This is a genomic window from Aquirufa sp. ROCK-SH2 (genome assembly GCF_054558315.1).
Genome location: NZ_JBPXKB010000003.1, coordinates 45492 through 58168, shown reverse-complemented (window position 1 = coordinate 58168; position 12677 = coordinate 45492). Strand labels below are relative to the sequence as shown.

Genomic DNA, 12677 nt, shown 5'->3' with positions numbered 1-12677 from the left:
ATTATTTAGGCATTCTTATCATAACAAAAATTACGATAATGAACATTAAAACTACAACTGCATTAAATACCTGACTCCAATTAATCCAACGATTCCAAATCAAATCCAAACTACTATGGTTTTCCAATCCTTGATAAAGTTCAGAAACTTCTTCTTTTGTATTCAATTTTAAATCAGAAGGCTTTCCTTCTATTTGAAGAATTATTTTAGACTCAAGCGTATCTAATTGTCCTGTTTGAGTATTGAAATATACCCAATTAAAATATTTATTCAACGCAAATTTACCAGGTTGTTTAGGAATAATTTGAATTTTCTCTGAATTATCTCCAAACATTTGATCTCTAAATGGAAAAACCTTTACAGAAGAGTTCAAACGAAGAAAATCAATAAAAAAATCCGATTCCAATTTTTTCTTATCCCACAAAATACTATTCCCATCACCTTGTAAACTAAATTGATAAATCAACTTTTGCCCTGTTTTACCTGACTTTTTAGAAATGGTTTCTTTCAGGCTAAATACTCCAACAGGCAAATTGTTCATTGATTTATTGGGTAATGGTTTAGGCTGAACAATAACCAAAGGCGATTTAAAAAAAACATTGATTTTTTGTCCTTCATCACCCTTTTCCACTGATTTCACTAATCTTAAACTTAAGCTTGGTATTCGGATAGGTGTAGGATCCAAAGCAAAGTAAGTGGATTGAAAAAATCGATATTCCGTGTATTTTTTCTTATTGAATTCAACGGAAACAATCTTTTCTTCTTCTAATTCAAAATTCTCTTGCCAACAATTGGCCGGCTTAATTTTTTGGATCAAAAGAGGGATTTGCAAATCATTTCGATCAAATTCCAAATGATCTACATTGTTTTCAGGAATAAATAACGAAAATTTTAAGGTAAAACCTTGGCCAACATAAGGATGATAATTACTAGAAGAAACCAATAAAAAAGGTTTATTATTCGCTTGAATTTCTTTGGGGATGTTGGTCAAAGCTATTTCATCAGTGAGAGAAGGCAAATTAATCCCTTTGGTGACAATCACACTAAAAGGATCTAATTTCACTGCTTGTTGATTAAATAATACCTCTAAAGCGGGTACATTGAAAATACCACTATTGGATGCTCGATAATGTTGTGAATAAGTAAATGTGGTAATCAATTGCCCATTCAAATAATTGGAAGATTTGCTTCTACTTACTCCAATTTTCGTGAAAAAATTAATTTCAGGAAATTTAAAGCTGATGGGTTCATTGGAAACAACAGGAATTTGGCTAGAAACAGAAATCACTAAATCTTCTTCTGTAGTGATATTTTTCGAATCAACCTGCGCAGTAATTTCAGGTTTAGTCTGAGCGCTTGATAAAAAACTCTTAGAGACTAAACCTAAAAACAACAAGAAGAAAATTACTTTTCTAGTAAACATCTTCGCAATTTAGTTATTAGTTGTCAGAAAAGAGGAAAGCGAAAAGAGGAATTCTTAATTTACCTCTTACGTTTTACATCATACATCATGCATCAACTCCGCTTCCCTGTACCCACTCGAAATAGCACCATCTAAATAACCATTCCAGCGAGTGGCTGTTTCAGTACCTGCGAAGTGTAGATGCATGAAAGGTGTTCTGAGGTATTGCCCAAATTGCGTCATCGTATTTGGGCCCATTAAACCTGTATAACAACCTCGAGAAAATTCTTCCTCTGTCCAGCATTTGTCGATATATTCCAAAGGATGCGCGGCTTGTTCTCCAAATACCTTTACAAGTCGATCCAACACCCATTTTTCTCGTTCTTCAGGAGCTAAATCGATGAAATTTCGTGCATCATTTCCTTCCACAAAAACCAACAACACTCCTTTGTCAGAGTTACTATGACCTACATCGAAAGTTACTTTGACAGGAAATTCATCACTCACAATTTGTCCACTGAACCCTAAATCCCTCCAAAAAGGTGTCGGATAAATACAATAACATTTCATCGCAGCACCCATGGGCATACGCTGATAAAGTTGGGCTTTTTGTTGTGGCAAAACAGGTTCAAACTGAATCTGATTCATCAAAGCCGGCGCCAAGGCCAATATGCATTTTTTAGCTTCTATTTTTAAATGATCTGTTTCAGCTATCAAGCCAGTTTCGTGCTGACTAATTTTTCTAAGTACTTGATTAAAATGAATTTTATCCATCAAAGGCTTAGCTATTTTCTTCGCCAATCCTTGCATCCCACCTTTCAAAATCGTTTGTTGAGCACCATTTTTGATAGAAATTAAGGTGTCCATATTATCGCCCGATTGAAAATAAAACAAGGCAAACAACAAAGAAATCTCGCTTGCCTCGGCAGCAAAAACGGTTTGAATCCCAATTTCAAACAAATGCTTAGCTTTCTTTGTCCAAATATTTTTATCCATCCAAGTTGCTAAAGTCATTGAATCATATTCCTTGGCTTTAGGATGATTCCAAGGACTTTCCAATGAAATGCCTTTCGATAATTTATTTATTTTTTCAATCGCAATTCCTAAATCAACCAAGGAAATTGGATCAATTTTGGGGATAACTCCTGTGTAGGAAGATAATTTATCTCCAAATTTCAACAGATTTTTACCTGCATCATAGGTATCATAAAATTCCGTTTCCGTTTCTCGAATCCACTCCCACAATAAATGCTGTGTGGGTCCAGCCCATTTTGCACCTAAATCAACTGTCACTCCGCATTCCAAGGTTTCAGTCAACGTTCTGCCACCAATTCGATCTCGTGCTTCAATCAACACAAAATCTTTATTTGCTGCTTTTAATTTTTTAGCCGCCGCAATGCCAGCAAAACCCGCTCCAACAATTAAAATATCTGTTTGTATCGTTTTCATAGTTGCACTTTTTTATTTTGCCAATTCCAATACAAACGGTAAAAGAAGGCACCTTTGTTACTAATTAAACCCCTGAATTTTTGTTTCAAATCTTGTAAAAACACGTTCGATTCTACTAGGCAATTTTGACTAAATTCCTCCAAATGCCTATGGTCGAAATTTTGCAGCAATTGATAATCCTTCTCTATCCATTCTTCTTCATTGAATCGTTGAAATGTGTCCACTTCATGGTGTATGGACTGATAATTATTCAAAGCCTTCCGATGTAATTCTTCCCATTGCCACCAATAAGAGGCGTCAAATTTAGCACTAGGTGGCATGAAATTTTCCTCCATCAAGACATTTGTTCCAAAATAAAAGGGTTTAAAAACACTCAAACAAGGTGCGGCAGAACCTGTTAACCAAACCGTCGATTGTCCATTATTTCGAAGTTCCGCCACCATACTACCTGTGGTTTGTGAGGGGGTTAATAATCCTTGAGCATGCAAACAAATACTTCCCATATCTCCATCAGAAGGTTCAAAATTGCCCGATGCTTTGTGACTTCGCAAAATAGAAATTGCATCTTTTAGCCTGAATTTCACTGGACCGCTAGCCAATAAACCCTGCTGATCGCACTGAAATTTCCGTTGAGACCCTTTGCCCAAAAACGACATAATAGGTTCTGAAAAGGCTTTTTGAAAAGAAAAACTCTCAGTTCGTGAAGCCCATTTTTTTTGATACGCAAACTCCATGGCTTCTGGATGGATTTCATCGAAATCCCTAGCAATCGTCAAAATGTTCGATATGGAGGAATAAGAATTTACCTTTTTTTGAACCCAAAAATGACCCGCTGTTTCAAAAATATAGGCCTCTGAAGGATCGGCAATCAAAAAACTATTGCTATAAAACATTCCTTTATCTTGATACCCTCCACAAGCGTCTTGCCCATATTTTTCCAATAAATACTTAATGACGCGGAGAGCTTCTAGTGCCGTTTTTGATTGCTCCAAGGCCAAACGAAGCATATCCATACCCGTTAAGCCTCGATTCGTTTTGGCCAACTTCATTTTGGTGAACACAGCCTCATTTCCAATCGCTACACCATATTCATTAGCTCCCATTTCTGCACCCCACATTTGAAAAGGTTTTGAAAGAATGACTTCATAACATTCTTGGGGACAATCTACGGTAATAAAAGTAGTTTGAACTTTTTGATTCAAGCGTTTAGAAGAAGGAATTCGAACAATTTGCTGTGCTTCATTGGGTTCGCGGTCAGAATTTTTCGCTAAAATTGAATGTCCATGTTGGTTTAATTGAGCAGGACTATACAAAGTATCGCACATAGTTAAAGCTTAGATTTGTTTTACAAGTATCGGATTAATTATTGAGCTTCCAAAATATTTAATGGCAATGAAATTTCCCCATCGATATTTTCGTTTAAATTTCAGCAAATTATTCTAAGTTTGCAGATATAATGGTACTATGAAATACATATTGTTCCTCTTTTTATTCGCATTTACACTTCCAAACGAAACATTTGCCGTTTCTGTCAACAGCGCAGTACATTACTCACCCAATAATTTCAAGAAAGCGAATAAGGTTCGAAAAAAAAGAGGCTTCCTTTGGGGCCTTTTCAAAAAGAAAAGCTGCAATTGTCCAAAACATTGAAACCTTTTACAATAAATCAAAGAAAAACTTAGTGTACTTTGCGTTAAAATTTTAACACAAGGAACACAAAGTTTTTCATTTTCAATATCTTTGCTAATTACCATCCATCAATATGCGCGAAGATTATTTAACAGGTGATTCTGAATCTCTAAATCCACAAGAAAAGGAATTTGATAAGGCATTACGTCCTTTGAGTTTTTTGGATTTTGCTGGCCAAGGAAAGATTGTTGACAATCTACAAGTTTTTGTTGGGGCAGCGAAAGGAAGAGATGAGGCCCTTGATCATGTTTTGTTGCATGGCCCTCCAGGATTAGGCAAAACGACTTTGTCGCATATTATTGCCAATGAATTAGGTTCAACCTTAAAAATCACTTCCGGTCCAGTATTGGATAAACCTTCCGATTTAGCAGGTTTATTAACTAATTTACAACCATTTGATGTTTTGTTTATTGATGAAATTCATCGTTTAAATCCCATTGTGGAAGAATATTTATATTCAGCGATGGAGGATTATAAAATAGACATTATGTTAGATTCAGGACCAAACGCCAGAAGCATACAAATTGGATTAAATCCATTTACACTCATTGGTGCTACCACTCGTGCAGGTTTACTAACCTCCCCATTGAGAGCTAGGTTTGGTATCAATGCCCGTTTGGAATATTACAATGCAGAATTATTAACAAGTATCGTAAAACGTTCTGCTACCATCTTGAAAATGCCCATTGAAGAGTCCGGCGCTTACGAAATAGCCAGAAGATCTAGAGGTACGCCGCGTATCGCTAACAACCTATTGAGAAGAACGCGTGATTTCGCACAAATCAAAGGCACCGGAAAAATAGATGAGGAAATTGCTAAAATCGCGCTTCAAGCCTTGGATGTTGACCAAAATGGGTTGGACGAAATGGACAATCGCATTCTTTTGACCATCATTGAAAAATTCAAAGGCGGACCAGTTGGTTTAACCACCATTGCAACTGCCTGTGGAGAAGAAGCTGAAACGATTGAAGAAGTTTATGAGCCATTTTTAATTCAAGAAGGATTTTTAAAACGTACTTCCAGAGGTAGAGAAGCCACAGAAAAAGCTTATCGACATGTGGGAATCGTACCTAAAGCAGGCCTTGGCACATTATTTTAAGCATTCAACAATGAAAAAAATTATATCTATTCTTATCAGCATTTCGGTTTCAATGTCTTCTATGGCACAACTACACTATCCAACAAGCAAAAAAATCAATGTCGTGGATGACTACCATGGCACAAAAGTAGATGACCCATATCGTTGGCTGGAAGATGACAATAGCGAAGAAACAAAGGCTTGGGTAAAGGAACAAAACAAGGTTTCCTTCGACTATTTAGAAAAATTACCCACGAGAAATGCTTTTAAAAAACGCATTGAAGAAATTTCGAATTACGAGAAATTATCTGCCCCAATCAAAAAAGGTGAATGGTATTATTTCTACAAAAATTCAGGATTACAAAATCAAAATGTGCTTTATCGTCAAAAGGGATTAAAAGGCAAAGCAGAATTGGTCATGGACCCCAATACTTTATCCAAAGACGCCACTACCCGATTATCCAATTTTAATTTAAGTAAAGATGGTAAATATGCCTGCTGGGGAATTAGTAAAAGTGGCTCCGATTGGCAGACTTATTATGTGCGGGATATGCAAACTGGGAAAGATTTGACAGATGAATTAAATTGGGTAAAAGTGAGCGGTGTCGCTTGGGCGGGAAATGGCTTTTATTACAGCAGATACCCAGCGCCCGAAAAAGGCAAAGAATTAAGTACGAAAAATGAAAATCACCAAGTTTGGTTTCATCAAGTAGGTACAGACCAAAGCAAGGATCAATTGATTTTCGAAGATCCTTCTCATCCACAAAGATTTCATACAGTTATCACCAGTGATGATGAAAAATATGCTTTTCTAACCATAAGTGACCGTGGAAAGGGATTAGACGGAAATGCTCTTTGGTATTTAAAGACAGCAGATAAAAATGCAACGTTTCAACCGTTAATTAAGGAACCTGGAGAATTTGATTTTAGCTTCATTGATAACAAAGGCGAGCAATTCATTTTAAGCACCAATGAAAATGCTCCCAATCAAAAAGTTATCATCATCGACCCAAAAAATCCTGTAAAAAGTGCATGGAAGGTACTCATTCCTGAAAGCAAGCAATCTTTACAAGGTATTACAACCGTAGGAAACAGACTATTTTTAAATTATTTGAAAGATGTTTGTTCCAAAGTGATCATTTACAATTACGAAGGACAAAAATTAGGAGAAGTAAAGCTTCCAGGCTTAGGCAATGTTAGTGGATTTTATGGCTATAAAAGCGATAAAACCACCTTTTTCACCTATTCATCCTTCAATTTTCCGCCAACGATTTATCGTTACGAAATAGCGGATAACAAGTCCGAAATATTCCAAAAACCGAACCTCTCTTTTGATCCAACGGATTATACCGTTGTTCAAAAATTTTACCCTTCCAAAGATGGCACCCAAATTCCGATGTTCATCATTGCGAAAAAAGGGATTAAACTAGAAGGTAAAAATCCGACAATCCTATATGGCTATGGAGGATTCAATATATCTGTCACGCCGTCGTTTTCTTCAACATTAATACCTTGGTTAGAAAAAGGTGGAATTTATGCTGTTGCTAATTTAAGAGGTGGTTCCGAATATGGAGAAAAATGGCATGAGGCGGGAATGAAATTAAAAAAACAAAATGTTTTTGATGATTTTATCGCTGCCGCTGAATATTTGATCAAAGAAAAATACACCTCTTCCTCTCATTTAGCCATTTCTGGAAGGTCGAATGGAGGTTTATTAGTTGGAGCAGTAATGAATCAAAGACCTGATTTATTTGCTGTAGCTCTACCTGGAGTTGGAGTGATGGATATGTTGAGATTTCAAAAATTCACCATAGGATGGAATTGGATAGCTGATTATGGCAGTAGCGATAATGCGGAAGAATTCAAAGCACTTTATGCTTATTCTCCTCTTCATAACATCAAATCGCGCGATTATCCTGCTACCATGGTCTACACCTCAGACCACGATGACCGAGTAGTACCTGCGCATAGTTTTAAGTACGCAGCGACTTTACAAGAAAAAAACACGAGTAAAAATCCCACAATCATCCGCATTGAAACCAATAGCGGTCATGGAGCCAGCAACACTGCCAAAGCGATTGAATTAACGGCAGATATGTATGCTTTTGTGCTGGGAAACATGGTTAGGTAATAGGTAATAGGTAAAAGGTAAGAGGTAAGAGGTAAGAGGAATAATAGTAAACCCATGGGTATTTTATCTACTCTTTTTTAACATTATGGCATTAAGAATTATTACTAACCTGAAATCCCACCTCTTACCTTTTACCTATTACCTTTTACCTCTTACCTTTTACCTCATCCCTCTACTCAACCTCCACTCTCATCACCAAACCATCTCCGTTTTGTACGACGCGGACAAAATAAATGCCATTACCTGATTTTTTCAAATCGATTTGGCCCATATATTTTCCTTCAAAATTCTTGACCGATTCTGAAGCGATTTCTTTTCCATTTACATCCGTAACTGCGATAATAACATCCCCTTTTTGAATGGCGTTGAAGCGGACATTGATTTTCCCATTGAATGGATTGTTCGGATGAGCAATTAAGCCTTTGATCGTTTTTGATTGTCTTTGTTCTTTTAGCTTACGAAGAATTACATCATCCCTATCCAATCTATCTCTTCTCATCATAACATCACCTGGACGACCTAATGGTTTAACTAAAGGCCTATTTTTTCCATCGTTACGAAAAAAGATTACATCGTTTTCTGCAGGAGATCCCATTCGACCATCATCTTGAATGATGAATCTTCGTGTTGTTTTAGACGAATCACTCGGAGAAAATTCGCTTCTATTTTTGTTAACATTGACTGTAACAATTTTTCGTTTCCCATCTGATTGTTTCATGGAAATATCTAAAGAATCTGAAAACTTTTTGATTTCTTTTTGAGCCAATTCATCATCTGAAAAGATTTTTTCAATGATTTGCTTCTTTCCATTGTCGTCGATGACAATTTTCATCGAGGTGGTATTTTTTTTGTTTGCATCTTGGGCAAAGGTTGAGAAAATGGCCAAGCCTAAAATCCCCGTAATGAATAATTTTTTCATATTATATTAGTTTAAGACTTTGCAAACATACATAAATCATTCAAAACCTAAATGTTAAAGAATGTTAAGCGCGCAGTAAAAAGGATAAGTAATCAATTTATCATTTACTTTTGTATCCAGATTTTCATCAGATGTCAAAAAATAAAATTCGACTCATTATTGGCGCAATGACTTTAGCATTGATTGGCTTAATTGCTTTTCAAGCGTATTGGCTTGGCTTTATGATGGAATCCAAAAAAGAACAATTTTCTGTCCAAGCACATGATGCCATTGAACAAGTGGTTCGAAAATTAGAAAAGCAAGAATTGGTGGTGTTGGCTCAAAGACAACAATTGTACGAAAGACAAAAAAAAGAACTGGATTTGATGGCTGAGAAACTAGCCTCAAAACCGAAAAAAAATACAGAGAAGAAAAATACGGATGTAACTACCATCGATTATTTGGGTGCAACAAATCCTGAAAATTTAAGTAGAAATAAATTAGGTAATTTTCAACATGAAGTGCCAACTGACAACATCATGTATGTCAAAAAATCATTTCTTTTACCCAATGGCCAAATAGCAGAAATCACCGAGGAATATCATCAATTAGAAATCAATTCATCCGACATTCAAAAAAGGTACCAAGAGGAACAGCAATTGAACCAAATCTTTGAATCGGATATAAGACGGCCCAATAGAAATCCATTGGCTAGACAGCGAAGATTAAACAAAAAAATCAAAGAAAAAAACATTCAAATCAGCCAGTTAAAAAAAGAAATACAAACGGAATTAGGTAAAAAAGAACAAGAACTGCGAAAGGAAAAAGCCGAATTGCAGAAAGTAAAGCAAAAAACCGAGCTTGCAAAAGAAGTATTCTCGGATTTTCTGTTCAAAGAAAGACCTATCCAACAAAGAGTTGAACCGCATTATATCGATAGTTTAATCAAGATTGAATTGGCTCAAAAAAATATCCATCAAAATTATTTATTTGGCATTTCACCCTTAACTATTCAATCAAACAAAGATTGGATATATGCCTCCTCTCCAAGCTTGAAAAAATTCAAATCTCTGCAATCAAAAGAAGGCATATTTATTTCTTCTGCCTTATTTCCCAACGACTTACATTCGTCAGGGGAGTTTTTAACCTTGTATTTCCCTAGTCAAAACTCCTACATCTGGCAAGCAATGGCACTGAATTTTTGGGGTTCTGCACTGCTATTATTAATCATGATTGGCTGTTTTTATGTTGCTATCCTGACGATTTTGAAACAAAAAAAATTGGCAGAGGTTAAAAATGACTTTATCAATAACATGACCCATGAATTCAAAACACCTATTAGCACCATTTCTTTAGCAACTCAATTGATTCAAGAAGACCCCATAATGATTCAAAATGATTCGGTTCAGCGATATTTGGGCATCATTAAGGATGAAAATATCCGTTTGGGACAACAAGTGGAACGAGTTTTACAAGCGGCTCAAATGGAAAAAGAAGAAATTAGCTTAAAGAAAAAGAAAGTAGATTTACATGCTTTAATCCGCCAAATAGTAGAAATGAATGGCCCGTTGATTCAATCGCAAAATGGGCAAATTGAATTATTCTTACATGCTGAAAAACACTACGTAGAAATTGACGAGGTGCACATTTCAAATGTTTTGTTCAATTTATTGGATAATGCGATTAAATACAGCAAAGAAAATCCCATTGTAAGCATCACAACCTATGATGACTCACAATTCATGACTATTGAAATTAAAGATCAAGGAATTGGGATTGCGAGCGATTTGCTAGAAACTGTATTTGAGCCATTTTATAGGGTTCCCACTGGTAATATCCACAATGTAAAAGGTTTTGGATTAGGTTTAAGTTATGTCAAAAAAATTGTGGAGGCACACCATGGAAAAGTGAAATTAACCAGCAAGTTAAATGAAGGAAGTACTTTTAAAATCAGTTTACCCCTTTAATTTTTAAATATGGAAGCTAAACCAAATGTTTTATTGGCAGAAGATGATCCAAATTTAGGATTATTGTTATCTGAATTTTTAAAGAAAAAAGGATACCAAGTGCAATGGGCACAAAATGGAGATCAAGCCTTGGATTTTTTTGTCAAAGGGCAATTCGACCTTTGTGTTTTGGATGTAATGATGCCAAAAAAAGACGGATTTTCTTTGGCTAAAGATATACGAGCCAATCACCTTCAAGTCCCCATCATCTTTCTTACGGCAAAATCTATGGAAGAAGATACCTTGCAAGGCTTTAAAGTGGGTGCGGATGATTATTTGACAAAGCCTTTTTCGATGGAAGTACTTTTGGCTAGAATGGAAGCTGTTTTACGAAGAAGCCAAAAAGACAAAGTCATTCCTACTTTAGCAGAAGAAATTACACTTGGAAAGTTTTTATTCTATCCAAACAAAATGAAATTAGTCGTTGACGACAAGGAACAAAAATTTACTCCCAAAGAAAATGATTTAATGAAATTACTTTGCGAAAACATTGGTCATCCCGTGAGTCGTAGTTATGCCCTTAAATTAATTTGGGGAGACGACACCTATTTCAATGCTCGCAGTATGGACGTTTATATGACTAAGCTAAGAAAGATTTTGAAGGATGATCCCGAAATTCAATTATTGAATTTGCATGGAGAAGGGTTTATCTTGAAAGTTGGAAGATAAAGGGAAGAGCAAAGAGAAAACTTAGTGCCTTTGTGATAAAACATCCATTTTAACACAAAGGCACTAAGTTTTCCAATAACTCCTAAAATATCCTATCAAACCCACAATAAGGCACCAACACTTCAGGAATCATAATACCATCTGCCGTTTGATAATTTTCCAATAACGCCGCAACGATACGTGGCAAGGCTAAAGCTGAACCATTCAATGTATGGCATAAAATAGACTTCCCATCAATCTTGGTTCTTAACTTCAAGCGATTCGCTTGAAAAGTCTCAAAATTACTGACAGAACTCACTTCCAACCATCGATTTTGAGCAGCAGACCAAACCTCCATATCATAAGTTAATGCAGAAGCAAAGCCCATATCACCACCACATAAACGCAAAACACGATAATGAAGGCCTAATTTCTGTAAAATACCTTGAACATGTGCCGACATTTCCTCTAAAGCTGCATACGAATTTTCAGGCAATTGAATTTGAACAATTTCAATTTTATCAAATTGGTGCAAACGATTTAAGCCACGAACATGTGCTCCCCACGAACCCGCTTCTCTTCTAAAACAAGGTGTATGACCCACATTTTTGATAGGCAATTCCTTTTCATTGACTATCACATCGCGATATAGATTCGTAATAGGAACCTCTGCCGTTGGAATTAAATACAAACCTTCTTCTTTGGTAATGTACATTTGTCCCTCTTTATCAGGCAATTGACCCGTTCCATAACCTGAATCTTCATTGATCAAAATAGGAGGTTGAATTTCATAATATCCAGCTTTAATTGCCTCGTCTAAAAAGAAATTAATCAATGCTCTTTGTAACCGAGCACCTTTTCCTTTATAAACAGGGAAACCTGCACCTGTGATTTTATTTCCTAAATCGAAATCAATGATGTCATATTTCTTAATCAAATCCCAATGTGGTTGCGCATCCTCAGGTAAATTGGGCACTTCTCCCCAAGTAAGAACCACTTCATTATCCTCCGCCACTTTTCCTTGTGGAACTGAAGCATGTGGTAAATTTGGTAGGGTAATCAAAACATCCAATAAATCTTGGTCCGCTTTTTTTGCGGCTTCACCCAATTCTTTTGATTGAACTTTTAATTCGGCTGTTTCAGCTTTCAAACCTTCAGCTTGTTCTTTTTGGCCTGTTTGCATTAAACCACCAATCTGCTTGGCTAGCGCATTAGATTTTTCTAATACCTGTTCTGCTTGCTGCAATAAACTCTTACGCGAATCATCCAAGCTTAGAATTTGATGGACGATCGATTCCGCATTTGCAAAATGTTTTTTCTGCAAACCTTGAATGGTAACATCTTTATTATTGCGTATAAACTGAACCGTTAACATA

General features: G+C 36.0%; 9 protein-coding genes. 4 read left to right on the top strand and 5 right to left on the bottom strand.

The genetic code is table 11. From position 1 onward, the window contains the following. Nucleotide 1 precedes the first annotated feature (1 nt). The 3 genes from V7S79_RS07380 to V7S79_RS07370 form a co-directional block, all read right to left on the bottom strand. Nucleotides 2–1423, bottom strand: coding sequence for a BatD family protein (locus V7S79_RS07380; protein ID WP_459489931.1), 1422 nt, complete (start codon nucleotides 1421–1423; stop codon nucleotides 2–4). A gap of 78 nt (nucleotides 1424–1501) precedes the next feature. Further along, entirely contained in the window at nucleotides 1502–2851 is a 1350-nt protein-coding gene (locus V7S79_RS07375) for a flavin monoamine oxidase family protein (RefSeq protein ID WP_459489930.1), read from the bottom strand. After that, nucleotides 2848–4176: a C69 family dipeptidase gene (locus V7S79_RS07370; protein WP_459489929.1), complete on the bottom strand. Its 1329-nt coding sequence runs from the start codon at nucleotides 4174–4176 to the stop codon at nucleotides 2848–2850. Before V7S79_RS07370 ends, V7S79_RS07375 begins: the two co-directional genes overlap by 4 nt. A gap of 437 nt (nucleotides 4177–4613) precedes the next feature. Between V7S79_RS07370 and ruvB the strand changes: the two genes are divergently transcribed. Both ruvB and V7S79_RS07360 read left to right on the top strand, forming a co-directional pair. Further along, a complete protein-coding gene (gene ruvB / locus V7S79_RS07365; protein WP_459489928.1) occupies nucleotides 4614–5639 on the top strand; it encodes a Holliday junction branch migration DNA helicase RuvB in 1026 nt (341 codons plus the stop codon). A gap of 10 nt (nucleotides 5640–5649) precedes the next feature. Further along, entirely contained in the window at nucleotides 5650–7749 is a 2100-nt protein-coding gene (locus tag V7S79_RS07360) for a prolyl oligopeptidase family serine peptidase (RefSeq protein ID WP_459489927.1), read from the top strand. Between the two features lie 172 nt (nucleotides 7750–7921). On the opposite strand, the gene V7S79_RS07355 is transcribed toward V7S79_RS07360, so the two are convergent. Beyond that, nucleotides 7922–8668 carry a T9SS type A sorting domain-containing protein gene (locus V7S79_RS07355; RefSeq protein ID WP_459489926.1) on the bottom strand — a complete coding sequence of 249 codons (747 nt, stop codon included), beginning with the start codon at nucleotides 8666–8668 and terminating at the stop codon, nucleotides 7922–7924. A 131-nt stretch (nucleotides 8669–8799) separates the two neighbouring features. Here V7S79_RS07355 and V7S79_RS07350 point away from each other — a divergent pair, with 131 nt between their 5' ends. Both V7S79_RS07350 and V7S79_RS07345 read left to right on the top strand, forming a co-directional pair. After that, nucleotides 8800–10614, top strand: coding sequence for a sensor histidine kinase (locus tag V7S79_RS07350; protein ID WP_459489925.1), 1815 nt, complete (start codon nucleotides 8800–8802; stop codon nucleotides 10612–10614). Nucleotides 10615–10623: 9 nt separating this feature from the next. Further along, entirely contained in the window at nucleotides 10624–11322 is a 699-nt protein-coding gene (locus tag V7S79_RS07345) for a response regulator transcription factor (RefSeq protein ID WP_459489924.1), read from the top strand. A gap of 82 nt (nucleotides 11323–11404) precedes the next feature. Here the strand turns inward: V7S79_RS07345 and serS are convergent, their stop codons facing one another. After that, nucleotides 11405–12676, bottom strand: a complete 1272-nt coding sequence (gene serS / locus V7S79_RS07340; RefSeq protein WP_459489923.1) for a serine--tRNA ligase — start codon at nucleotides 12674–12676, stop codon at nucleotides 11405–11407. Nucleotide 12677: the final 1 nt, after the last annotated feature.